Origin of the sequence: Asticcacaulis solisilvae, assembly GCF_052327315.1 — a bacterium.
Lineage (GTDB): Bacteria > Pseudomonadota > Alphaproteobacteria > Caulobacterales > Caulobacteraceae > Asticcacaulis > Asticcacaulis solisilvae_B.
In genome coordinates, this window is the sequence record NZ_CP166196.1 from 3,282,537 (window position 1) to 3,304,781 (window position 22,245).

Consider the following 22,245-nt stretch of genomic DNA (forward strand, 5'->3'; position numbering starts at 1 on the left):
CGCTTGCATCGCCATCTGTGTTACTGTATCAGCACGCTAACACATTAACACGGTAACACAGATGCAGCCCAGCCCTCAGGATCTTTCCGACGACCAGGACGTGCTTGTGCGCGCCCTGCTATCGCTGGAAAGCGCCGAAGAGGTCAAGGCCTTCCTCAACGACCTGTGCACGCCCGCCGAGCTCCGCGCCTTTGCCGAGCGCTTCAAGGTGGCGCGCCTGCTCGATGAGGGACAGCTCAGCTATCGCGACATCGCCACCCGCACCGGCGCCTCGACGACGACGGTGACGCGGGTGGCGCGATTCCTGCGCGAAATGCCGCATCAAGGCTACCGGGTTGTCCTGGATAAACTGAAAGATTCGAAATGACCGAACCGCGTTTGCGTATTGCCGTCCAGAAGTCGGGCCGCCTGGCCGACCGCTCGCTGGAGCTGATCTCCGGCGCGGGCCTGCGCGTCATGAAGGGCATCAACGATCTGTTGTATCGTATCGAAAATCAGCCGATCGACCTGCTGCGTGTGCGCGACGACGACATCCCGACCTTCGTCGCCGACAATGTCGCCGAGCTGGGCATCGTTGGCCTGAACGTTTTGCAGGAACACTTCCCCGACGCCGATCTCGAAAGCATGATCGTCATGCGCCTGGGCTTCGGCGGCTGCACGCTGAAGATCGCCGTGCCGAACGACGTCGCCTATGACGGCCCGCAAAGCCTGGAAGGCAAGCGCATCGCCACCTCGTACCCCAATATCCTCGGCCGCTGGCTGAAGGACAAGGGCGTCAAGGCCGAGATCGTCGAGATGCGCGGCGCCGTCGAAGTCGCTCCGCGCATGAAGATCGCCCACGCCATCTGCGATCTGGTGTCGACCGGCGCCACGCTGGAAGCCAACGGTATGCGCGCCACCGACCTGGTGCTCAAGTCGGAAGCCGTACTGATCAAGGCGCCGCATGCCCCGCCGCCCGAACTGGCCCACCTCTACGACATCGTCGTGCGCCGCTTCGACGGCGTCGTTGCCTCGACGGGCGCCAAGTACGTCATGCTGAATGCCCCCAAGGCGCACCTCGACGACATCATAAAGCTGATCCCCGGCGCCGATGGCCCGACCATCATGCAACTGGCCGGCCGCGACGATACCGTGGCCGTCCACGCCGTCTGCCAGGAAAACGTCTTCTGGGAGACGCTCGACAAGCTGAAAGCCGCTGGCGCCTCTGCCATCCTGGTGCTGCCGATCGAAAAGATGATGAAGTAGATGAAGACCTTCGTCTGGAAAGATTTGAGCCCGGCCGAGCGCGTGACGGCCCTGGCCCGGCCGGAAAACCGCCGCGACCCGGCGGTCGCTGCGCGCGTCAAGGCGATCTTTGATGATATCGAAGGCCGGGGCTTCGAAGGCCTCGCCGACTGGGCCGTCAGGCTCGACGGCCACGCGCCCGACGCCGTGCGCCTGGATGCCAAGACGGTCGACGCCGCGCGCGCGCGCCTGACAGCCGACGACCTTGCCGCCATGGAACTGGCGGTCGAAAACGTCCGCGCCTTCCAGGCCGCCGAACTGCCGGGCGACGGCCCTGTCATCGCGCCGAAGCCGGGCCTGAGCCTGCAACGCGTCTATCGTCCGCTCAACACTGCCGGCCTCTATGCGCCGGGCGGTACGGCGCCGCTGTTCTCAACCCTGATCATGACGGCCGTGCCGGCCCTGGTTGCCGGCGTGAAGAACCGCGTCTGCATCACGCCGCCCGCCCGCGACGGATCGATTCACCCGATGATGATCGCCGCCGGTGCGGCGTCCGGCCTCGACAGCGTATGGCGCGTCGGCGGCGCCCACGGCATCGCGGCCCTGGCGCTGGGCGTGCTGGAAGGCATTCCCGCCGCCGACAAGATCTTCGGCCCGGGCAACAAATACGTCGCTGAAGCAAAAAGATATGCCACAGAGCGCGTGTCAGGCCTGGCCATTGACATGCCTGCCGGCCCGTCGGAGCTGCTGGTCATTGCCGACGACAATGCCAATGCGAAACTCGTCGCCGCCGACCTGCTCAGCCAGGCCGAGCACGATGCCGACGCTCAGGTCGTTCTGGTCGCCCTCTCGAGCGATATCGCAGAAAAGATCGTCATCGAGGTTACCGCCCAGGTCGAGCGCCTGCCGCGCGCCGCCATCGCCAAGGCCTCGCTCGATCAAGCGCGCCTGTTTGTGGTGTCATCGATCGCCGAAGCCGCCGAGGTCTCGAACCTCTACGGCCCGGAACACCTGGCGATCCAGGTCGGCGATCTCGACGGCATCATTCCGCAGCTGAGCGCCGCCGGCACCATCTTCGCCGGCACCTATGCCGCCGAAACCTTCGGCGACTATGCCGCCGGCCCCAGCCACGTCCTGCCAACCGACGGCGCCGCCAAGGCGTGGGACGGCATCACGGTGCGTTCCTTCCTCACCAGCTTCGTCGTCCAGCGGGCCACCAAGGCCGGCGCCGCGTCGATCGCCCCGGCCGCCGCCCGCCTGGCGCGCCTAGAAGGGCTCGAAGCCCACGCTCTTGCCGCGGATTTCCGACTGGAAGTCTAACAAACGTTTTACACAAAAAGACCGTTTAACCGATGTTCAATTCGCCCTTCTCTTCCTTGAACGCCAGCGGCTCGGGCCTGGAATCGCTGCCGCCGTCGCTTGAGCCCCTGCGGGAACGCATGGCCGATTTCTACGGCGTCGAGGCGCATCAGCTGATGGTGACGCGCGGCGCTTCGCACGCCATGGAGGTGCTGATGCGCCGCCTGCGCGTCCACGGTCACGAATTCGTCTGGGCCGGCGCCGACCACTATGTCGAAGATCTGTCGGCGGTCTATAACCTGACCGTCCGCCAGCCGCCGCAGTCCGGCCCCATCCCCAAGGGCGGCGGCTTCTACCTGGCGCACAATCCCAGCCAGCGCGACGGCAAGGCACTGGACCTGATCGCCGCGCGTACGCTGGCGGTCGACCTGTTCCCGTCGATCCTGGTGATCGACGAAAGCTATTTCGATGCCGCCACCGCGGCATCCATGGTTGAACTGGCCGTGACCGAGCCCAATGTCGTGGTGCTGAAAAGCCTGTCCTACCTGTTCGGCATGGCCGGCGCCCGCGTCGGCGCCCTGATCGCCAACACCAAGACGCTGCAAGGTCTGCTGAAATATTGCGAGCCGCACCCCATCCCGACGCCGTCGGTGCGCGCCGCCGAAGCGTCGCTGTCTCCGTCGCGGTCGCTGAGCGTCCAGTCGCGCATCGACCTTATTCGCGCCGAACAGGCGCGCGTGCGCGACGCCCTTTCGCGGTCGCCGCAGCTCGACGGCTTCGACCTCAACGATGGCCCGTTCATGCTGCTGCGCCCGGTCAACCTGCTGAAGACCCAGACTGCGCTGAAGAAGCTGGGCCTGTCGGCGCAGAATACGCCCAACGGCCTGCTGCTGGCGCTCGGCGATGCCGCGACCAACAACCGTATCCTCAAGGCGCTGGACGTTCCGGCGACCGAAAAGGCGCCGCGCCTCGGCGAAATCCTGCGCGACACCAAGGAAACGCGCATTTCGGCCCTGGTCAATCTCGATGACCCGAAGCCCGTCAAGGTCAATACCGGCATCGGCTTCTTCGATCACATGCTGGATCAGGTCGCGACCCACGGCGGCTTCTCGCTGCAGCTGGCCTGCGAGGGCGACCTGCACATCGACGGCCACCATACGGTCGAGGATTGCATGCTGGCTTTCGGCCAGGCGCTGAAGATCGCGCTGGGCGACCGCGTCGGCATGGCACGTTTCGGCTTCGTGCTGCCGATGGACGAGACCGAAGCCAAGGTCTCGGTCGACCTGGGCGGGCGGCCGTTCTGCGTCTTCAAAGGCACGTTCGAAACGACGCATATCGGCGACTACCAGACCGAGATGACGGCGCACGCCTTCCGCTCGCTGTCGGAGACGCTGGGCGCCTCGATCCATGTCGAGGTCGAGGGCGGCAACGACCACCACAAGACCGAGGCCTGCTTCAAGGCGCTGGGCCGGGCGCTGCGCCAGGCGACGCGCATCGAAGGCGATGCCCTGCCGTCTACCAAGGGAATGCTTGCGTGATTACCGTCGTGCTCAAGGAGCGAAGCGTTAGCACATGATTACTGTTATAGAGCTTGGGTGCGCCAACACGGCCTCGGTGCTGTTCGCGCTCGACCGCCTGGGCGCCGAAGCGAAATTGTCGTCCGACCAGGCCGAGATCAAGGGCGCCAGGAAAGTCATCCTGCCGGGTGTCGGCGCCGCCGGCTTCGCCATGAACCGCATTCACGAACTGGGGCTTTACGACATCATCCGCGGGCTCGAAGTCCCGTTGATGGGCGTGTGCCTGGGCCAGCAGCTGCTGTTCGACCGCTCGACCGAGGGCAGCGTCGAATGTCTGGGCCTGATCCCGGGCGAGGTGACGCAGATGGTGGCCAGCCGGGAAATGGTCGTGCCGCACATGGGCTGGAACCAGCTCGAAATCAAAGCCGATGACCCGCTGAACGCCGGCTTACGGGACGGCGACTTCGCCTACTTCGTTCACTCATACGTGTGCCCGGTCACCGAACATACCCTGACCACGGCGACCTATGGCCAACCTTTCGCCGCCATGGTGCGCAAGGACAATGTCTGGGGTTGCCAGTTCCACCCCGAACGATCCAGCGCCGCCGGCGCGCAGATCCTGAAGAATTTCGTCGAGTTGTAATTATGATCCTCTACCCCGCCATCGACCTGATCAACGGCGAATGCGTACGCCTGGCGCAGGGGCGTTTCGACGCCGTGACGCGTTACGATTCCGATCCGTTCAAACGCCTTTCCCTGTTCAACGACGAGCACGCCGAATGGGTGCACATCGTCGATCTCGACGGCGCCAAGGCCGGTTCGCCGCAACAGCACGAACTGATCGGCCGTCTGGCGGCAGCGTCGAAAGCCAGGATTCAAACGGGCGGCGGCGTGCGCTCGCGCGAGCATGTGCAAACCCTGCTCGACGCCGGTGTTTCGGCCGTCGTCGTCGGCTCGGCGGCGGTCAAAAACCCCGAAGAGGTGCGCGGCTGGCTGAAGGACTTCGGCAAGGACCGCATCACGCTCGCGCTCGACGTCCTGCCGACCAAGGACGGCGATTTCGACGCCGCCCTGCATGGTTGGGTCGAAGGTTCGGGCATCTCGCTGTGGGATGTCCTAGACTACTATCCGGCCGGCACCGCGCAGCGCATCCTGGTCACCGACGTGTCGCGCGACGGCATGCTGATGGGCCCGAACATGGAGCTGATGCAGGCCCTGCGCCGCAAGCGTCCGGACCTCGACATCCAGGCCTCGGGCGGCGTACGTTCGGTCGACGATCTTTATGATTTGAAAGCTTTAGGCGTGCACGGCGCGATCGTCGGCAAGGCGATTTACGAAGGTCTGATCGACCTCAAGGCAGCGATCAATGTTGGCTAGACGCATCATCCCCTGCCTCGACGTCAAGGACGGCAAGGTCGTCAAGGGCGTGCAGTTCGTCGGCCATGAAGTCCTGGGCGACGCCGTCGACCTGGCGCTGCGCTACCGCGACGAAGGCGCCGACGAGCTCGTGCTGTATGACATCACCGCCTCGTCGGAAGGCCGCACGGTCGATTACAACTGGGTGCGCGACATCGCCCGCGCGCTCGACATCCCGTTCTGCGTGGCCGGTGGCTTGCGCACGGCGGAACAGGCGGTGCGCTGCCTCGATTCCGGCGCCGACAAGGTGTCGATCAATTCGCCCGCCCTGGAACGCCCGGACCTGATCGACGAACTGGCGGAAATGGCCGGCTCGCAATGTGTCGTCGTCGGTATCGACTCGCGCGAAATGGACAACGACTATTACGTCCACCAGTATTCCGGCGATCCCGACAAGATCCGCCAGGCCGGCCGCCGCACGCTCGACTGGGTCGTCGAGGCGCAACGGCGCGGCGCCGGCGAGATCGTGCTCAACTGCATGAACCAGGACGGCGTGCGCAAGGGTTACGATCTGAAGCAGCTCAAGCTGGTGCGCGACCTGCTGCATATTCCGCTGGTGGCTTCCGGCGGCGCCGGTGCGCCCGAACACTTCCGCGACGCCTTCGTCGAGGCGGATGTGTCCGGTGCATTGGCCGCCAGCGTATTTCACAAGAAAATCATCGCCATTCCCGACCTGAAGCGACAGCTTCGGGCCGACGGGATCGCCGTCAGACTATAGCAAGATACCCCTCCACCGCTTCGCGGTCCCCCTCCTCATCTTTGATGGGGAGGAGCAAGATATCTCCTCCCTACGCGCAGCGTGGGGAGGGGGACCGCGAAGGGGTGGAGGGGTCTTTTTACAAGGCAGAGATAATGCCCGAAGCCCACCACATACCCAACCCGCTGACCAAAGACGACGTGGCGCGGATCGATTTCAACAAGGACGGCGGTCTTGTGCCGGCGGTCGTGCAGCACGCCGATACGCTGCAGGTGTTGATGCTCGGCTATATGAACGCCGAGGCGCTGACCAAAACGCTGGAAGACGGCCTCGTCACCTTCTGGTCGCGCTCGAAAGGCCGGTTGTGGACCAAGGGCGAGACGTCGGGTGATACGCTGGCGCTCGACTGCGTCCTGACCGACTGCGACGAAGACGCCTTGCTGGTCTATGCCCGTCCCGCCGGCCCGACCTGCCACACCAAGACGACCTCGTGTTTCGGGCACGAAGACGCGCCTGGCATCGGCTTCATGGGTGAGTTGGCCGGCGTCGTGGCCGAACGCGCCAAGGCCGATCCGGCCGACAGCTACACGGCGCGCCTGATGCACAAGGGCATTGCCAAGATCGCGCAGAAGGTCGGCGAGGAAGGCCTGGAAACAGCCCTGGCCGGCCGCGCCGGCGACCTCGACGAACTTCACAACGAAGCCGCCGACCTGCTTTATCACCTGAGCGTCCTGTTGATGGCGCGGGAAACCTCGCTCGACGCCGTGCTCGACATCCTGCGCGAACGGCACAGGGGTTAGGCCTTCTGGGGTTAGGCTTTTCGGAGCTGAACTTTACAGAACGGCGATATCATCTATAGTCCCTCGTGTTTTCGGGGGAATGGCGATGATCGATCTGTCATGGAACAGCCGCGGCCGCATCGGCGTGGCGGAATACAAGAAGGCGCGCTGGCGCCATTTTGCCTTCTGCATCATTCCGATCGCCTTGTTCATTGCCGGCGGGGTCGGCTTTACGTCCATTCCCGTATGGGCCAGCAGCGCACTGTGGGCCGTGGGCTTTGTCCTGTTGTCCTACTACCGCTACCGTTTCTTCCAGATCATGGTGCGCCGGCTGCACGACCGCAACCTGTCCGGCAAGATCATACTGCTGAGCCCCGTGATCATTCTCGTCGCCCTCGGCGCGATCGGCGCCGTCGCGGTTTCCGCGGCGACCGGCACCGGCATGCCGCAATGGCTGGTCGACGGCAGCACCTGGATCTGGGTGTTCATCCTGCCGTCGATCGGCTTCAACGTCTTCCTGCGCTATCAGTTGAGCCAGGCCGGCAAACCCGTGCCCAACCGTTACGGTCCTCCACCGGGCGCGGCCGCGGCCGCGGCGGTATTCTAAGCCGCGTCTAGTCTTCCGACAGGTTCCGTCCCAGCTGTTTGCGAATAGCGGCGCGCTGTTCGTCCGTCAGTTCGCCCTGCAGGCCGCGCATGGTCTCAGGCAGGTGCTGCCCCGTCTGGCCACCGAACACGAAATGGTCGAACAGCGCCTTCCAGCCAGCGGCATAGTGCGGCGGCAGGTCGCGGACGGCCAGCATGGCATGGAACAGGGCATGGATAGGCTGGCCGAGCCCCGTCCGGCTGTCGTCCCACCAGAAATTGATCTGGGCGTTTAAGGCTCCGTCCGACACGACATGGTGCCACCACATGTACGGAATGTAGAGAACGTCACCGGGTTCGAGATCGGCGACAGTCGCATGCTTCAAAGCCTCTTCGAAGCGCGGATGCTTTGTAAAATCAGGATTTTCCAGGTCGGCCATGGCGGTCGGCACGCCGGACACCGTGGCCTCGAACGGTCCCATATAGAGGTTGCCGACCTGGTCCGGCGGGAACAGCACGAAGCGCTTCCGCCCCGCCACCATGCAGGCCAGGTTGTCGTAAAGATCGAAATGGATTTGCGTCTTCGAGCGGTTGCCGATCCAGATGCGCGGCTCGGCCGCGATCCCCGGCACGGCGTTCTCGGCCTTCACCATCGGCAAATGATCCTTGAGCAGGGCCGACTGGATATAGATCGGTTCTGCATCGGAACGCCCCAGACGATCGAGCACCGCCGGCAGGGGAATGGCCGCCCGGGCAAAGTTGAAGCCCGTCATGTCACCGTCGTAAAAGTATTTGCCGTCGCCATCGGGCGCCTGGCGGAAGGTCTCGACCGGCCGGCCGGCATCGCGCGCCTTGAGGTAATCGATCACAGCCCCTGTTCCCTGCCGGGCCGCCGCAACGATCGGCCAGTCCGCCACTGCGCCCTTGAAAATCAATGGCGTGTCGCGTCCCGCCACCGCCGCTTTCAGCCGGGATGCGATCACGCCGCTTATGCTTTCGGCCGGCGGAAACTGATGCATGGAACCCTTTCAGGACAGGCCGCAGCGTGTCCAAATTGCCGCAAGGTCAGGGCAACATACACGCGCAGCGATATGGATTGTTGCGGGCGAAAGCAACCGGGCGCATAGCTTAACCATCCTGGATCGATTCCACTATGTCTACCCTTTTTGACATGATCAGCGCCATCGTGGCGTTTCTGATGTCGGCTGCCCTGCTGCATTTCGGCGGGTCGGCGGCGCCGCGCCAGGACAATGCCCCCACCGAGGTCAGCCGCTCCCGCGCCGACGACAGCTCGGCGTCGCGGGCGAATCAGCGCGAATCGATGGCGGCCGGCGACCATCGTCCCCAGGAGTCCGGGGACCGCGACCATTCCGGCCAGCTATAATTTGCCTTGATCCGTGCAAGGACTGGCGATGCCGCGTTCCTCCCCTGCGGCAGGACGGCGATCTTGACGAAATCCTTTGCTAAAATGCCAAGTTGGGGCTAGCTTTCCCCTGATGGGAGAACCCGTTCCGGCGGGACCGACCCATGCTTTTTCGGACTCGCTCCCTCTGGCCGTATGGCCCGCTGCGAAGGGGCTGCAGGACACGTATATGAGAACACGACGCCCCCCTTTGAACCTGTCCGAGACGAAGTCGCGAATCCGGTCCAGAGGTGCGGTGGATGTGCCTGAAGCCCAGTCGGAAATCGCGGAGGGCGAAGACGTGTCCGAAGACAATGCCGCCGACGATCTGCTGGAAGCGCCTCTGACCGAAAAGGTCGCCGAGGCGGCCCCCGAAGCCGGGCCCGAGGCTCAGCCGGAGCCCACGTCCGTGACGCCGGAGCTCGACCGCGCCGAAGACGCGTTTTTCATCCCCGAAGCGGCTGCGGCGGCCGATCTGCCGCCGATCGCGTCCGAAGGCCTGCCGCCGGCGCGCCGGGAAAAGAGCGCGCCGACGCCCGAAAAGACGGGTTCGCGCAATGTGCCCGTGCGCAAGGTGGAAACCGAAGGCGTGCTGAAGGCGACCGGCGCTTCGCCCGTCGTCTTCTGGGGCACCGTGACCTTCATCAGCGTCCTGTGGGCGTGCGGCATGACCGCTTTCGTCCTGGCGGCGCAAAACAACCTGACGGCCTTTGCCGCGGCGCCGGTGCGCATCATCGTGCTGGGCTTCCTGGCCCTGTTCCCCACGGCCCTGATCTTCGCTTCGGCCTTTGCCCTGCGCAGCGCCGCCGCCCTGTCGCGGCAATCGGCGCGGGCTGCCGCCCTGGCCGACTCCATGCTGGCGCCCGCCGCCTCGGCCGCCATGCAGACCAATGAACTGGTCGACGCCCTGCGCAGCCAGGTCGACCACGCTGTCCGTGCCGTCCGCCTGGCGCACAACGACGTCGCCGAGCTGTCGGCCAAGCTCAAGGCCGAGACAGAGCGCCTGCAGGACGCCGCCCAGATCGCCCGCGCCACCACCAACAGCGTCACGCGCTCGATCGAGCACGAACGTGTCGCCGTGCAGCAGATGAGCGCGCAGTTGAGCGACCAGTCGAACGGCATCATCGAGGCCGTCGACCGCCAGGCGCGCATGATCGCCGATGCTTCGGACCTGGCCCAGACCCAGCTGCGCGAGGCCGAGGCGACCCTGGCCGTGCGGTCTTCCGACATGATGACGGCGGCGACCGACGTGTCGTCGACGGCGCGCAAGGTCAGCGAGGACCTTGACCGCCAGACCCAGCGCCTGGAAGCCGCCGGCTCCGGCGTCGCCGACCAGATCCGCGTCGTCGAGGAAGGCCTGTCGCAGCAGCGCGCCGGCCTGGTGTCGGCCGCCCTGTCGCTGCGCGCCGACCAGGAGGACTTTGCCGTCCATATCGAGAACCAGCGCGCCCAGTTGACCGAGGCCCTGGCCATTACCCGCGTCGCCACGGTCGACCTGGGTGAAACCTCGGCGCGCGGCGTCGATGTGCTGCGCGACATCGTGCTGTCGGCGCAGGAAAACTTCCGTGGCGTGATGAACGCGGCCGAAAACGAGCGCACGGCGTTCGAAACGCGCATCCACGCCACCCTGTCGAACATTTCGGTCATGGCGGCCGATGCCCGCGACGACCTGATCGCCGAGACCCGCCGTTCGCTGGAACAGCTGATCACCGCTGCCGCCGAGACCAAGAAGGCCGCCGACACAGCCGCGCAGGTCGCCCAGCAGCGCGTCGACCGCCTGAACGAGACCATTTTCGAAGCCAGCAAGAAGGCCGACGAGGTCTTCGATGCGCGTTTCAACGCCGCCCGCCGCCTGATCGAGGACTCGGCCGGGCTGATCATCGAGGCTGGCGACCAGACCGCCGAAAAGCTCGACGCCAGCTTCGAGCACACGCGCCAGACCATCGCCGAGGTCAACGAGGCGCTGAACGAACTGACGGCCAGCGCCGACCAGTTGCCGTTGATGGCGCAGGACCGCCTGCACGACATCCGCAAGTCGGTCGAAGACGGCCTTTCCGCCATGACGGCGGCGGCGCGCAAGGCCGCGCTGGAAACGGAAGCGGTCGACCAGGCCTTCCAGGAACGCGTCCGCCGCAACTACGACATGCTGACCGAAGCCGTCCGCCTGATGGGCGTCATCTCGGGCGGCGAAGGCGGCAACCGTCAGGCTGTGACAGCGCCTCCGGCCATGCCGCGTCCCGTTCCGCCCACGCCTCAAGCCGCGCCTGCGCAGCCCGCGCCGCAGCCGGAACGCGCGCGCCTGCGCCTGTCGCCGATCAGCGCCGAAAGCCGCCCGTCGCCGCAACCGCAACGCCCGGCGCCGCAAGGCAGCCGTGCCGGGGAATCGAATGGCTGGTCGTGGCGCGACCTGCTGAACGGCATGGACAGCAATGGCCAGCCGATGCAGGCCCAGCCCGCCGCGCAACCGCAAATCCAGCCATCGGCCGCACCGCTGCCGCCGGCCGACGCCGATTTCGACAATCTCGACGACATGATGGTCGGCGAGGTCAGCGCCATGGGCGTCGATGCCCAGGCCCTGCTCAGCCGTTCGCGCATCGACGAAGCGATCCTCGCCATCATGTCGGAAGACAATGAAGGCGCGCGCAACCTGGTCCGCCGCGTGGCGCCGGCCGCCATCCGCCGCCTCAGCCGCCGCCTGGTCTCCGATCCCGTACTGCGCCAGCAAGCCAACGACTTCACCACCGCCTACGACCAGCAGATCAACATCGCCCTGATGTCGAAGGACGTGGCGCGCGGCCTGCAGGAAGTGCTGGGCAATGATCGCGGCCGCGCCTATCTGCTGGTCGACGCCGCCATCGCCGACCTGATCTGATGCGGTTCGCCCACCGCGGCGAGACCTTTCCGATCGCCGGGCACTTCACCATTGCGCGCGGCTCGAAGACCGAAGCGCACGTCCTGTATGTCGAACTAAGAGACGGCGGCTGCACCGGACACGGTGAAAGCGTGCCCTATGCGCGCTACAGCGAAAGTCTCGACAGCGCGGCCGCCGAACTGGAAGCCGTGCGGCCCCGGATCGAAGCCGGCGTGACGCGTGAGGCGCTGCAAGGCCTTCTCAAACCCGGGGCGGCGCGCAATGCCGTCGACTGCGCGCTGTGGGATCTCGAAGCCAAGCGCAGCGGCATTCCGGCCTGGCGGGCGGCCGGCTTGAAGCGCCTCGATCCCCTGAAAACAGCCTATACGCTCAGCCTCGATACACCCGAAGCCATGGGCGCGCAGGCTGCCGCCAATGCCCGGCGGCCGCTGCTCAAGCTCAAGATCGGCGGCGCGCACGATATCGACCGCGTCGAGGCCGTGCGCGACCACGCGCCCAAAACCCGGCTGATCGTCGACGCCAATGAAGGCCTGAGCTTCGACGACCTGGTCCGCATCGCGCCCGATCTCGGACGCCTGGGCGTCAAGCTGATCGAACAACCGATAAAAGCCGGCGAAGACGAACAGCTCAAGGGTTATGACTGCCCGGTGCCCTTGTGCGCCGACGAAAGCCTGCATACGCGCGAGGAGCTTGCGCACTGCGCCGCGCTTTATGCCTGCGTCAACATCAAGCTCGACAAGACGGGCGGCCTGACAGAAGCCCTGGCCTTGAAGGCAGCCGCCAGTTCTAGGGGTCTGAGGATCATGGTCGGCTGCATGGTGGCGACGTCACTCAGCATGGCCCCGGCCATGCTGGTCGCGCAGGGCGCCGACTTCGTCGATCTCGACGGGCCGCTGTTGCTGGCGCGCGACCGCGAACACGGCCTCGAAATTACCGGCTCGATGCTGGCGCCGCCTAAACCCGAATTGTGGGGCTGACCCTGCCTTGTGAACAGTTGGGGGTTGTGGCCAATGTTGTTTGCGTCGTAAGCTTCGGAAAACATCGGGTTCCGGTTTGCGGGGCGCGCCGGAGCCAGCCTATTTTCAGAAGACCATGATCGATTCCGCAAACCCCAGCTATTCCGCCCGCTCGCGCACCCCTGCCCCACGCGGCCTCTATCCCGACATCGAGCCCTATGACAGCGGCCATCTGACGGTCGGCGGCAAGCACCGCATCTATTACGAGCAGTGCGGCAATCCGGCGGGCGTGCCCGTCGTCGTGCTGCACGGCGGCCCCGGCGGCGGCGTGTCGCCCAATCTGCGCTGCTACTTCAATCCGGACGGCTATCGCATCATCCTGTTCGACCAGCGCGGCTGCGGCAAGTCGACGCCGCACGCCTCCGAAAACATCTCGCTGGAAGACAATACGACCTGGCACCTGGTGTCGGACATCGAAGCGCTGCGTGAAAAGCTGGGCGTCAGGCAATGGATGGTGTTCGGCGGGTCGTGGGGCTCGACCCTGTCGCTGGCCTATGCGCTCACCCATACCGACCGCGTGCTGGGCCTGATCCTGCGCGGCATCTTCCTCGTGCGGCAGTCCGAGCTCGACTGGTTCTACCAGGAGGGCGCCAGCCATATCTATCCGGACATCTGGGAGAAGTTCCTGGCCCCCATTCCCGAGGCTGAGCGTGGCGACCTGCTGAACGCCTATATCAAGCGGCTGAACGGCCCGGACAAGGCGGCGCAGCGCGCCTGTGCCCTGGCGTGGAGTGGCTGGGAAGGCGATACTCTGTCGATCGAGGGCCCCACGGAGGCCGGCACCAAGTTCTCCGATCCCGAATTCGCGCTCGCCTTTGCCCGTATCGAGTCGTGGTACTTCAAGCACCGCGGCTTCTTCGAGAGCGACAACTGGGTGCTGGACAATATCGGCAGGCTGCGCGACGTGCCGGCCTGGATCGTCCAGGGCCGCTACGACGTTGTGACGCCGATGCGGACAGCCTGGGACCTGCACCGCGCCTGGCCCGAGGCGCGCTTCAACCTGGTGAAAAAAGCCGGCCATTCGTCGAGCGATCTCGGCATCCTGGAAGGCCTGGTCGCCGCCGCCGACGAAGCGCTGACCCTGCTGGCAAAGTGACCGCACACACGCTTCAAACTTTTCGCTTGCGCCGGCCCCTGGGGCCGCCCCGATAGGTCGAAGGGTTCGAAGAAGGAAGCGGCCTTGCACAAGACTGGACCCTATTTCACCGTCGCGGAAACCTGCCGCCGCCTGGGCATCAGCCGAAAGGCCTTGCGGCTTTATGAGGCGCAAGGCCTGGTCAGCCCGGAACGTACGCAATCCGAATGGCGGGTCTATGGACCCAGGCAGATTGCGCGCCTGCATCAGGTCCTGGCACTGAAACGTTTCGGCTTCCCGCTCAACCGGGTCGCCGAAATTCTCAATGACAAGGTCCCGGATATTTCAAGCCTGCTGGCGCTTCACGAGCAGGTCGTGAAATCCGAACTGGACTCGCTGCAACGCGCCGCACGTCTCTTGCATGCGGCACGCGCCAAGCTGGCGACGCAGGGCCATCTTTCGACGGACGATCTCATCTTTCTGACAAAGGAGACCGTCGTGACGGAAAAGCGTACCCACGCCTTGAACCATATCTACGAAGACATCGCGGCAAAGCATCTGTCCGCCGAAGACCGCTCGGTCCTTGCCCGGAACGGCACGGCCAGCCTGCTTCAGCCCGACGCCGACTGGCCGGCCCTGCACGCCGAGGCCCAGCGCCTGATGGAGACCGGCGATCCCACTTCGCTGGAAGCCATGGACCTCGCCAAACGCTGGATGGAAAAGGTGTTTCAGGCGACCGGCGGCGACCCGGGCCTGACCCGGAGGGTCCGCGACGTCGTGCGCGATCTGAACGACGATCCGACATTCCAGAAGGCGTCGATGTCGTCGAACACGATGATGGACTTTATCCAGAAGGCCTACGGCGCCGCCATCGAAGCGGGCATTATGCCGAAGCCAGCAGACGCGTAAGTTACCTAGCCTCCCGCTCCAGGCCGTAAAAGTCGGAGATTTGAGTCGAGCAGCAGGAGCCGAGCGCCGCCTGTATCCTTAATACAGGCAAGCGAAGGCGACGAACTGACCGGCCAAAGACCCGGCTTTTACTCAAACAAGCGCGAGAAGAACGAATCCTTTTTGGGAAGCTCCTGGTATCTGTGCACGCGCACGCCCAGGACCAGCCCGAAGCCCGTCATCACCATTAGCATCGCCGAGCCGCCGAAGGATACCAGCGGCATGGGGACGCCGACGACCGGGAAGACGCCCATGACCATGGCGCCGTTGATCAGCACATAGAGCGCGAACGTCGCCGTGGCGCCGGCGGCGGCCAGCTTGCCGAAGTGCGAATGCGACACCGCCGCCATGCGCAACGCCATCAGGATGATAGCTCCATAGAGGAACAGCACGGCGAACCCGCCGATAAAGCCCAGTTCCTCGCACACGGCCGCCATGATGAAGTCGGTATGTTTTTCCGGCAGAAAGTTGAGCTGCGACTGTGAGCCCAGGCCCAGCCCCTTGCCCATCAGGCCGCCAGACCCGATGCCGATCTTGGACTGCAGGATGTGGTAGCCGTCGCCCGACGGATCGCCTTCGGGATTGAGGAAGGTCAGGATGCGCTTGCGCTGGTAGTCGTGCATCAGGAACTTGAACGCCACCCAGCCCGCCGGAATGATGGCGACGGCCCCTGCGGCGATAATCCGCCAGTTCAGCCCGGCCAGGATCATGACGGTCAGGCCGGTCAGTGCGATCAGCACGGCGGTGCCGAGGTCGGGTTGTTTCAACACCAGCAGCACGGGCAGGCCGATCATCGCCAGGGGGATCAGCAGCCACAGGCTGAAGTTCGCGTCCTTGGCGTCACGGTCGTGATAGAAGCGCGCCAGGGCCAGCACGATGGCCAGCTTCATGAATTCCGAGGGCTGGACCTGGATCGGCCCGATATCGAGCCAACGCTTAGCGCCGTGGCTGACCGAGCCGTGCACGGCCACAGCCAGCAGCAGCAGCAGCGATATGCCGTAGACCGGATAGGCCAGCCACAGCCAGCCGCGCAGGTCGAGCAGCGACAGGCCCAGCATCAGGATCAGGCAGGCGGCAAAGGTGATGAGCTGCTTATAGGCCCAGGGCTGCCAGTTCATGCCGCCGACGCTGTACAGGACCAGGATGCCGATGCCGGTCAGCGCGATCAGAAGGCCGACGAACACCCAGTTGATCTGGGTGAGCTTGCTGTCGTAGCGCTCGCGCTGTCCGGGACGGGTAAGGGCGGATTCGGCCATCTTTGCCTCAGGTCGTTGGAGGAGCGGCCGGCGTCGTGGCGTCGCCGGCGGCCGTGTCGGGATCGGTCGAGGTCGCGTCGTCCATGGGCGGCGGCTTGTCCTCGATATTGACGCCGACAATGCGTTTCTGGATGTCCGGGTCCTTCAGCAGGGCCGTGCGCATGATTTCGCGTGCCTTGGGGGCGGCCGCCGCGGCGCCGAAGCCGCCGTGCTGGACGATGACGGCCATGGCGTATTTCGGATCGTCGGCGGGCGCGAAGGCCACGAACCAGGCGTGGTCGCGGCGATCCCACTGGCCCACGGCGCCGTGGGCGGTACGGCCACCACCGGCGCCGACCGACTGCGCGGTGCCGGTCTTGCCGGCCATCTTGACCGGGCCCAGGCCCAGGTCGGCGGCGCCGCGGGCGGTGCCGCTGTTGACCACGTCGGCCATGGCTGCGTGCACGAAGGCGATATGCTGCTCATTGAACGGCAGGTCTTCGGGCACGACCTTCGACACCTGGTCGACGCCATCGATCGACTTGACCAGGATGGGGTTGACCGCCTTCTTGCCGTTGGCCAGGCGCGACACCATCACGCAGTTCTGCAGGGCGTTGACGTTGGTAAAGCCCTGTCCGATGCCGAAGGACGGGGTTTCGCCCGGCCACCATCGCATATTGGCCGGATTCCGCTTCTCGAAGTATTTCTTCTTCCAGTCGAGCGTCGGCACCAGCCCGGCCTTTTGCCCGTCGATCCCGATATCGAAAAGCTGGCCCAGGCCGAACTTCGTCGCCACCTTGGCGACCGGATCGGGCCCGCCCATCGACAGGGCGCACTGGTAGAAATAGACGTCGCACGACGTCACGATCGCCTGGTGCAGGTTGATCGTACCGTGGTGCTGGTCGCACTTGAAGACGTGGTTGCCGAACGGGAAGGCCCCGTTGCAGGTATGGGTGATGTTCGGGTCGTAGCCGTTTTCCAGCGCCGCCAGGGCCACCATGGTCTTGAAGGTCGAGCCCGGCGGAAAGGTCGCCGTCAGCGCCTTGTCGAACAGGGGGTTGCGTTCGTAGTCGTGCAGCAGCTTGTAGGTATCGGACGGAATGCCCGACACGAACAGGTTGGGGTCGAAGCCCGGGCTGGACGTCATGCACAGGACTTCGCCCGTGTGGATGTTCATCATGACGGCCGCGCCGGATTCGGTGCCGAAGACATCGATGGCGCGCTGCTGGATGTCGGCGTCCAGCGTCAGGACGATTTCCTTGCCCGATTGGGGCGAGATCGAACCCGCCGGATCTTCGCGCACGACCTGGCCGCGAGAATCGACCTCGACCTTGCGGCCGCCCTTGGTGCCGCGCAGGTCCTTGTCGTACGCCTTCTCGATCCCCTGCTTGCCGATGCGGAACGACGGGTGGTGCAGCAGGTCGCTGTCGGCGTCCGGCGCTTCCAGCTCGCGCGTCATGTCCTTGTCGGAAATCTTGGAGACGTAGCCGACGACATGGCTAAAGGCGCCGCCGTAATAGTAGGCGCGCACCCAGTCCATGTCGGCCACGACACCGGGGATATCGTTGGCGTACAGACTGACGCGCGAGAAGTCGTCCCACGACAGGTCCTGCGCCACGATGGTCGGCACCGAACGGCGGTTCTGGTTGATGTCGCGCAGTATCCGGCGCCGCGCCGTCAGGGTCTGCGGCAGGATGTAGGACAGCTGGTCCAGCGTCTCGTCGATATTCTTGACTTCGTTGGCCTCGATCATGACGCGGAAGGACGGCCGGTTGCCGGCGATCAGCTTGCCGTTGCGGTCCAGGATATTGCCGCGCGGCGGCGCGATGAGGCGGAAGTTGAACTGGTTGGCGGCGGACAGTTTTTGGTACTTGCTGCCCTGCACGATCTGCAGGCTGGCCAGGCGCCCGGTCAGGGCGAACAGGCCGAACGCCACCACGCCGCCCATGATGAAGGTGCGGCGGTGGAACGCCCCCTGGCGTTCATTGACATCGGTAAAGACGATCGAGGGTTCGGGCATTGCAGGACCCTACTGGAAGCGGACGTCGGCGTTGACGTACTTTTCCAGCATGTACAAAACGAGCGGAAACAGGGCAGTCGTCGCGACCATCTGCTCGAACACGCCCCACAGCCGGACGACGGAGCCCGTGTCGAGCGCCAGGAACAGGACGCCGATGGTGAAGAAGGCGAGTTCGGCGGCAAGGTAAGCGCCGAAGACGACGCGCCAGTCCTGGCCGGCGACATAGGCGCGCGCCAGGATCAGCACACCGTAGATAAGCATCAGGTTCAGCGTATAAAAGCCCCCCGGCGTCGACCAGTAGAAGTCGAGAAACAGGCCGAGCGCCCCCAGCACCAGGGGGGCGATATAGGACGGACGGATCAACGGCCACGCAAAAGCCAGGACCAGCGGCCAGACGGGTTCCGGCAATTGCAGCCCGAAAGGCTGGAACGGCGTGCCCAGCACGACGGTCGCCACGATAGCCGCCAGCGCCGGCAGGAAGATCCAGTCCCATGGACCGATGACCCGCGACGCCATGCCATTGCGCAGGGACTTTCCGCTCAACCTGGCAAACTTCTTCGCGTTATCGCGGCTGAAAAAACCCCGGTCGAGCGGCGTTTTCATTGGGCGCCGCCCCCCGAAGAAGAGGTCGCCGACGACGGCACGAAGGGCCTCAGGTCGCCAGCCGCCGGGGCGGTCGAGGACGACGATCCCGCGGGCTTGGGCTTGGCCGGCTTAGGCGTGACAGGCTTGGGCGTCACTGGCTTAGGCGCCACCGATGACGATACAGTCGCCGTGGCAGGCTTGGCAGCGGACGACGCCGCGGAGGCCGAGGCGCTGCCGCTCGATGCGCTTGCGCTGCTGTTGGCGGCCACCTTGGGCATGGCCGGCGCCGGCAGGACCTGATTGACCGGCGGCGACCGCAGCAGGCTTTCAGCATTGGGAAGCTGCGAGAAGTCTTTGAACAGCAGCACCTTGACGAAGTCGATCGGCGCGCGGTCTGCATAGAGCCGGACGCGCCAGCCGCCGTCGATGCCCTGGACCGCTTCGCCGACAGGCAGGCCGCGCGGGAAGATACCGCCGTCGCCCGAGGTCAGGATCTGGTCGCCCTTGCGCACGGAGTCCTTACCGCGCACCCAGTCGAGCTTGGGGTAACCACCGCCGTCGCCGTCCATCATGGCGCGCGCATCGGTGCGCATGACCATGATCGGCACGTGGCTGTTGACGTCGGTGACCATCAGGACGCGCGAGACGCTGCCGCTGACGCCGACAACGCGGCCGACAAGGCCCTGGTCGGTGATGACCGGGTTGCCGAAGGCGATCCTTTTGCTTGAGCCGGCGTCTATCAGGCGGTTGTTGTTGAAGGGACCGCGCGCCACCGACACCGACCGCGCCGTCACGGTTTCGACCGGCGGTTCGGTGCGCAGGTTCAACAGCGCCTCATAGCGCGTGTTGATGTCCTTCATTTCGACGTAGGAGTCGCGGTATTGCGACAGCTCCGCCACCTTCTTCTTGAGGATGCGGTTTTCGCGTACGGCGAAGAAATAGTCGTCGATCCAGGACGTTCCGGCACCGACAGCGTGAACCGGTACCGAAAGGACCCCATTTGTCTTTTCAGCGGCAGCGTCGAAGCCCGACCGGTCGCCGAAGGTCTTGGAATCAACCTCCTCGCGCCGGTCGCCCAGGAACATGAGCGCGGCAATGATGCTGACCACGACGACGATGCCCATCACCGCCCAGGTGACGGGCAGTTTCAGATGCTCGAAATGCTTGTTGTCCCCGTAAGACACGCTAACTTCCTTTGCCCGCCCGGGGCCGGAGAACTCTCTGGTTTTGTGTCAGTATCGTCTTCCCGTGTCGGCTTTGTGTCAGATACGCGACGACTCAGCCTCGGGTTACATCCTTATCACGACAAGGTCGCGTCGAGGATGCCCTTCATCCAGCGCGGGTGCTCGAGCACGCGGCCGCAGCCGATGGCGACGCACGACAGCGGATCCTCTGCAACCGACACCGGCAGGCCGGTCTGGTCGCGGATTTCGACGTCGAGGCCGCGCAGCAGCGCGCCGCCGCCGGTCAGCATGATGCCCTTGTCGGCGATGTCGGCGGCCAGTTCCGGCGGGGTCGCCTCCAGCGCCACCTTGACGGCGTCGATGATCTGGGCGACCGGCTCGGCCAGGGCTTCCGCCGCCTGGCGTTCCGACATGCGGACTTCGCGCGGCACGCCCTGCATCAGGTCGCGGCCCTTGACCTCGATCGCCATGCCTTCGCCGTCGTGCGGGACACGGGCGGTGCCGATGTCCTTCTTGATGCGCTCAGCGGTGGTTTCGCCGATCAAGAGGTTGTGGTTGCGGCGCATGAAGTTAGTGATGGCTTCGTCCATCTTGTCGCCGCCGACGCGGACCGACTTGGAATAGACGATGCCCGACAGCGACAGGACGGCGACCTCGGTCGTGCCGCCGCCGATGTCGACGACCATCGAACCGGTCGGCTCGTGGATCGGCAGGCCGGCGCCGATGGCCGCGGCCATGGGCTCGTCCAGCAGGCCGACGCGGCGCGCCGAGGCGTTGAGGCAGCTGTCGTTGATGGCGCGGCGTTCGACGGCGGTGGCGCCCGAAGGCACGCAGACGATGACCTTGGGGTTCACGAAGCCCTTGCGGTTATGAACCTTGCGGATGAAGTACTTGATCATCTCTTCGGCGACTTCGAAGTCGGCGATGACGCCGTCGCGCATGGGACGGATGGCTTCCATATGGCCGGGGGTGCGGCCCAGCATCTGCTTGGCCTCGATGCCGACGGCGTGAACCATCTTGCGGCCGCCGACATTGCGCAGCGCCACGACGGACGGTTCATTCAGGACGATGCCGCGTCCCTTCATATAGATGAGCGTATTGGCCGTACCAAGGTCGATGGCAATATCGTTGGAAAAACCGCCTAAGAAGGACTTTAACATGGACTGGGCTGCCTTGGTGTTCCGAGGTGTACGTTTTGGGGTGGCCGGAAAGGGACGGAAGGTTCAGGTAGGACGGCGCAAAGCCAAGCCTTATTGAGGGGCTTGAATCACAGGTTTGCCTTCCGGAAAGCCATCACTTGCCCTCACTTTTTGCGAATTTCAAGGGGCTTGATGAAAAAGATGGTTTCAACCTACAAGCGAAATAGTTAATTTATTGTTTTTGCTTGTAAATCAAAGCCTGTTGCGCAGCATAATCACGAAAAATGTCATCGTTTCACGAGCGCGGGATCGGGCGGCGCGAAAAGCGCCTGTCAGCCTTGCGCGCCGCGGGCCTTTCCGGCCTCGTACAGCTTGCGCGCACCCAGCATCAGGCCCAGCCACACAAAGGCCAGGCCGGCCATCAGCAGCATCATTTTCCAGTTGCCCTTCATCAGCGCCTCATAGGACTGGCCGAACATGGCGACCAGCGCCGTCTTCGGCAGGACGCCCAGTGTGCAGCCCAGGATGAAGGACAGGAACGGCGCCTTCGCCGCCCCGAAGGCCATGTTGACGACGATGAACGGGGCCGACGGCAGGTTGCGGATGATGAACGAGGCCGAAAAGGTGTTCTTGCCGATATAGGCCTTGAGCTTGTCGGTGTGATTGCCGCCGAACTTGTTGAGCACGCCCGTCCCGAACAGCCGCCCCATGAAGAAGGTCAGGGCCGCCGAGATGACCGTGGCGATCCAGCTGTACAAAAAGCCCCACCACGCGCCGAAGACATGGACGCACCCGGCGATCAGGATGAATTGCGGCGCGCCGATCAATGCTGCAACGCAAAACACCAAGGTGACGATCAGGACGGCCAGGGGCGAATGCTGGTACTGGGCCATCCAGCCGTTCAGTCCGTCCATCAACGCCTTGCCCCACGGGGACTTCCCCGCCAGGAAGACCGCGACCACCAGTCCGAAAAGGGCGAGCGTCGCCAGGATCGCGCGGTACATTTTTGCATCGAGATGGACGAAAAACCCGCTGAGGCGGCGCCACGTCTCTTGTAACCTGTTGTGCATTGCACTCAACTCATGCCGGGCGGGATTTGCGCCCCGCATAGCACGATATTTGAAGCGAGAAGCGAAAAAGATGCACGATGACGGTTGGACAAACGAGCGCGTCCGAGTAAAGAGGGGCCTGCATTTTGGCACATCACCGACACAGGGCCCGAAACAGGGCTCAACAGAGGCGAAGAGCGACC

General features: G+C 64.7%; 21 protein-coding genes. 14 read left to right on the forward strand and 7 right to left on the reverse strand.

The window, feature by feature from the left end; genetic code table 11:
* Positions 1–61 precede the first annotated feature (61 nt).
* The 9 genes from AB8717_RS15595 (at position 62) to AB8717_RS15635 (ending at position 7,539) form a co-directional block, all read left to right on the forward strand.
* Complete coding sequence (locus AB8717_RS15595) at positions 62–367, forward strand: YerC/YecD family TrpR-related protein (RefSeq protein WP_443748239.1); 306 nt, start codon at positions 62–64, stop codon at positions 365–367.
* The gene (gene hisG, locus AB8717_RS15600) at positions 364–1,245 is read left to right on the forward strand and encodes an ATP phosphoribosyltransferase (protein WP_443748240.1); all 882 of its coding nucleotides are present in this window, start codon (positions 364–366) and stop codon (positions 1,243–1,245) included. Before AB8717_RS15595 ends, hisG begins: the two co-directional genes overlap by 4 nt.
* Complete coding sequence (gene hisD / locus AB8717_RS15605) at positions 1,246–2,544, forward strand: histidinol dehydrogenase (protein WP_443748241.1); 1,299 nt, start codon at positions 1,246–1,248, stop codon at positions 2,542–2,544. It begins immediately after the preceding gene.
* A gap of 32 nt (positions 2,545–2,576) precedes the next feature.
* Positions 2,577–4,061: an imidazoleglycerol-phosphate dehydratase HisB gene (gene hisB / locus AB8717_RS15610; protein ID WP_443748242.1), complete on the forward strand. Its 1,485-nt coding sequence runs from the start codon at positions 2,577–2,579 to the stop codon at positions 4,059–4,061.
* A gap of 34 nt (positions 4,062–4,095) precedes the next feature.
* Positions 4,096–4,683 (forward strand): imidazole glycerol phosphate synthase subunit HisH, encoded by a 588-nt coding sequence (hisH, locus tag AB8717_RS15615; protein WP_443748243.1) that lies wholly within the window; start codon positions 4,096–4,098, stop codon positions 4,681–4,683.
* A 2-nt stretch (positions 4,684–4,685) separates the two neighbouring features.
* Entirely contained in the window at positions 4,686–5,417 is a 732-nt protein-coding gene (gene hisA / locus AB8717_RS15620) for a 1-(5-phosphoribosyl)-5-[(5-phosphoribosylamino)methylideneamino]imidazole-4-carboxamide isomerase (RefSeq protein WP_443748244.1), read from the forward strand.
* Complete coding sequence (gene hisF, locus AB8717_RS15625) at positions 5,407–6,174, forward strand: imidazole glycerol phosphate synthase subunit HisF (protein WP_443748245.1); 768 nt, start codon at positions 5,407–5,409, stop codon at positions 6,172–6,174. The genes hisA and hisF overlap by 11 nt, the downstream gene beginning before the upstream one ends.
* A 134-nt stretch (positions 6,175–6,308) precedes the next feature.
* Positions 6,309–6,953, forward strand: a complete 645-nt coding sequence (gene hisIE / locus AB8717_RS15630; protein WP_443748246.1) for a bifunctional phosphoribosyl-AMP cyclohydrolase/phosphoribosyl-ATP diphosphatase HisIE — start codon at positions 6,309–6,311, stop codon at positions 6,951–6,953.
* Positions 6,954–7,038: 85 nt separating this feature from the next.
* Positions 7,039–7,539 (forward strand): DUF805 domain-containing protein, encoded by a 501-nt coding sequence (locus tag AB8717_RS15635; protein ID WP_443748247.1) that lies wholly within the window; start codon positions 7,039–7,041, stop codon positions 7,537–7,539.
* A gap of 7 nt (positions 7,540–7,546) precedes the next feature.
* Here AB8717_RS15635 and AB8717_RS15640 read toward each other — a convergent pair whose 3' ends face one another.
* Positions 7,547–8,536: a cupin-like domain-containing protein gene (locus AB8717_RS15640; RefSeq protein ID WP_443748248.1), complete on the reverse strand. Its 990-nt coding sequence runs from the start codon at positions 8,534–8,536 to the stop codon at positions 7,547–7,549.
* 134 nt (positions 8,537–8,670) lie between these two features.
* On the opposite strand from AB8717_RS15640, the gene AB8717_RS15645 reads away from it, so the two are divergent.
* From AB8717_RS15645 to AB8717_RS15665, 5 genes are all read left to right on the forward strand, one after another.
* Positions 8,671–8,901, forward strand: coding sequence for a hypothetical protein (locus AB8717_RS15645; protein WP_443748249.1), 231 nt, complete (start codon positions 8,671–8,673; stop codon positions 8,899–8,901).
* Positions 8,902–9,175: 274 nt separating this feature from the next.
* Positions 9,176–11,791 carry a tipN gene (locus AB8717_RS15650; RefSeq protein WP_443748250.1) on the forward strand — a complete coding sequence of 872 codons (2,616 nt, stop codon included), beginning with the start codon at positions 9,176–9,178 and terminating at the stop codon, positions 11,789–11,791.
* Entirely contained in the window at positions 11,791–12,768 is a 978-nt protein-coding gene (gene dgcA, locus AB8717_RS15655) for an N-acetyl-D-Glu racemase DgcA (RefSeq protein ID WP_443748251.1), read from the forward strand. The genes AB8717_RS15650 and dgcA overlap by 1 nt, the downstream gene beginning before the upstream one ends.
* Before the next feature lie 115 nt (positions 12,769–12,883).
* The gene (gene pip, locus AB8717_RS15660; protein WP_443748252.1) at positions 12,884–13,903 is read left to right on the forward strand and encodes a prolyl aminopeptidase; all 1,020 of its coding nucleotides are present in this window, start codon (positions 12,884–12,886) and stop codon (positions 13,901–13,903) included.
* Between the two features lie 84 nt (positions 13,904–13,987).
* Positions 13,988–14,791, forward strand: a complete 804-nt coding sequence (locus AB8717_RS15665) for a MerR family transcriptional regulator (protein ID WP_443748253.1) — start codon at positions 13,988–13,990, stop codon at positions 14,789–14,791.
* A 128-nt stretch (positions 14,792–14,919) separates the two neighbouring features.
* Here the strand turns inward: AB8717_RS15665 and rodA are convergent, their stop codons facing one another.
* From rodA to AB8717_RS15695, 6 genes are all read right to left on the reverse strand, one after another.
* Entirely contained in the window at positions 14,920–16,086 is a 1,167-nt protein-coding gene (rodA, locus tag AB8717_RS15670; RefSeq protein WP_443748254.1) for a rod shape-determining protein RodA, read from the reverse strand.
* Between the two features lie 7 nt (positions 16,087–16,093).
* Positions 16,094–18,085, reverse strand: coding sequence for a penicillin-binding protein 2 (gene mrdA / locus AB8717_RS15675; RefSeq protein WP_443748255.1), 1,992 nt, complete (start codon positions 18,083–18,085; stop codon positions 16,094–16,096).
* A 9-nt stretch (positions 18,086–18,094) separates the two neighbouring features.
* Entirely contained in the window at positions 18,095–18,688 is a 594-nt protein-coding gene (locus AB8717_RS15680) for a hypothetical protein (protein WP_443748256.1), read from the reverse strand.
* The gene (gene mreC, locus AB8717_RS15685) at positions 18,685–19,854 is read right to left on the reverse strand and encodes a rod shape-determining protein MreC (protein ID WP_443748257.1); all 1,170 of its coding nucleotides are present in this window, start codon (positions 19,852–19,854) and stop codon (positions 18,685–18,687) included. The genes AB8717_RS15680 and mreC overlap by 4 nt, the downstream gene beginning before the upstream one ends.
* A gap of 116 nt (positions 19,855–19,970) precedes the next feature.
* Positions 19,971–21,014, reverse strand: coding sequence for a rod shape-determining protein (locus AB8717_RS15690; protein ID WP_443748258.1), 1,044 nt, complete (start codon positions 21,012–21,014; stop codon positions 19,971–19,973).
* Between the two features lie 311 nt (positions 21,015–21,325).
* Positions 21,326–21,997, reverse strand: a complete 672-nt coding sequence (locus AB8717_RS15695) for a TVP38/TMEM64 family protein (protein WP_443748259.1) — start codon at positions 21,995–21,997, stop codon at positions 21,326–21,328.
* Between the last annotated feature and the right edge of the window lie 248 nt (positions 21,998–22,245).

Coding starts and splice junctions, on each gene's coding strand:
- AB8717_RS15595 (WP_443748239.1), top strand. CDS start 62: ATGCAGCCCAGCCCTCAGGATCTTTCCGACGACCAGGACGTGCTTGTG.
- hisG (WP_443748240.1), top strand. CDS start 364: ATGACCGAACCGCGTTTGCGTATTGCCGTCCAGAAGTCGGGCCGCCTG.
- hisD (WP_443748241.1), top strand. CDS start 1,246: ATGAAGACCTTCGTCTGGAAAGATTTGAGCCCGGCCGAGCGCGTGACG.
- hisB (WP_443748242.1), top strand. CDS start 2,577: ATGTTCAATTCGCCCTTCTCTTCCTTGAACGCCAGCGGCTCGGGCCTG.
- hisH (WP_443748243.1), top strand. CDS start 4,096: ATGATTACTGTTATAGAGCTTGGGTGCGCCAACACGGCCTCGGTGCTG.
- hisA (WP_443748244.1), top strand. CDS start 4,686: ATGATCCTCTACCCCGCCATCGACCTGATCAACGGCGAATGCGTACGC.
- hisF (WP_443748245.1), top strand. CDS start 5,407: ATGTTGGCTAGACGCATCATCCCCTGCCTCGACGTCAAGGACGGCAAG.
- hisIE (WP_443748246.1), top strand. CDS start 6,309: ATGCCCGAAGCCCACCACATACCCAACCCGCTGACCAAAGACGACGTG.
- AB8717_RS15635 (WP_443748247.1), top strand. CDS start 7,039: ATGATCGATCTGTCATGGAACAGCCGCGGCCGCATCGGCGTGGCGGAA.
- AB8717_RS15640 (WP_443748248.1), bottom strand. CDS start 8,536: ATGCATCAGTTTCCGCCGGCCGAAAGCATAAGCGGCGTGATCGCATCC.
- AB8717_RS15645 (WP_443748249.1), top strand. CDS start 8,671: ATGTCTACCCTTTTTGACATGATCAGCGCCATCGTGGCGTTTCTGATG.
- dgcA (WP_443748251.1), top strand. CDS start 11,791: ATGCGGTTCGCCCACCGCGGCGAGACCTTTCCGATCGCCGGGCACTTC.
- pip (WP_443748252.1), top strand. CDS start 12,884: ATGATCGATTCCGCAAACCCCAGCTATTCCGCCCGCTCGCGCACCCCT.
- rodA (WP_443748254.1), bottom strand. CDS start 16,086: ATGGCCGAATCCGCCCTTACCCGTCCCGGACAGCGCGAGCGCTACGAC.
- mrdA (WP_443748255.1), bottom strand. CDS start 18,085: ATGCCCGAACCCTCGATCGTCTTTACCGATGTCAATGAACGCCAGGGG.
- AB8717_RS15680 (WP_443748256.1), bottom strand. CDS start 18,688: ATGAAAACGCCGCTCGACCGGGGTTTTTTCAGCCGCGATAACGCGAAG.
- AB8717_RS15690 (WP_443748258.1), bottom strand. CDS start 21,014: ATGTTAAAGTCCTTCTTAGGCGGTTTTTCCAACGATATTGCCATCGAC.
- AB8717_RS15695 (WP_443748259.1), bottom strand. CDS start 21,997: ATGTACCGCGCGATCCTGGCGACGCTCGCCCTTTTCGGACTGGTGGTC.